Annotated in this window: 1 rRNA gene; it reads right to left on the minus strand. The window is 58.4% G+C overall.

Annotated elements, in window-relative coordinates:
- A 23S ribosomal RNA gene (locus QHH19_07335) occupies nt 1–803 on the minus strand; the annotation flags it as partial.

The following is an 803-nucleotide window of genomic DNA, read 5'->3' on the forward strand; positions in this document are numbered from 1 at the left end:
CGCTACCTTAAGAGGGTCATAGTTACCCCCGCCGTTGACGGGCCCTTCTTCCCGTTGTACCGGGTCTTCAGGTACCCGCACTGGGCAGGATTCAGTGGTTGTACTGGCCCTTTCGGGTCTGCAACCACCTATGTTGTTATTAGACAGTTAGAGCTCCCTGGTCACTGCGACCTGCTTCTTGCGAAGCAGGCACCACTTATCCCGAAGTTACGTGGCTAATTTGCCGAATTCCCTTAGCCGGATTACTTCCGACACGCCTGAGCCTTCTTAGCTCGGGGCACCTGTGTTGGTTCTCGGTACGGCCTCCGGCTCCCTTTTCACGGGCTCCCGGAATTTGCCTGCTTGCGTCATCACGCATTCGTCCGTTTCTCGCCATGACGGCTCTCCGCGGACTTCGGCGCTTGAACACCCTGGCGCGGGTGCCGGGCATATCCGGAAGCGTCGGTTTTAGTGCCGGGAGGTACAGGAATATTAACCTGTTTCCCATTCGATGTGCTCGAGTTACGGCACACCTTAGGACCGACTAACCCTGGGCTGACGATCGTTGCCCAGGAACCCTGGCCCTTACGGCGGTCGGGATTCTCACCCGACTTTGCTGCTACTGCTACCAAGATTTTCGTCCCCGCGTGGTCCACGACTCCTCACGGAGTCGCTTCCACCCACGCGCGGCGCCTCCCTACCAGATCGCCTTGCGGCGCTCCGTGGTATCGGTAGTCGGCTTAGCCCCGTCCATTTTCGGGGCCCTAGACCTCGACTGGTGAGCTGTTACGCACTCTTTAAAGGGTAGCTGCTTCTAAGCTAAC

Source organism: Candidatus Thermoplasmatota archaeon, from assembly GCA_029907305.1.
GTDB lineage: Archaea > Thermoplasmatota > E2 > DHVEG-1 > DHVEG-1 > JARYMC01.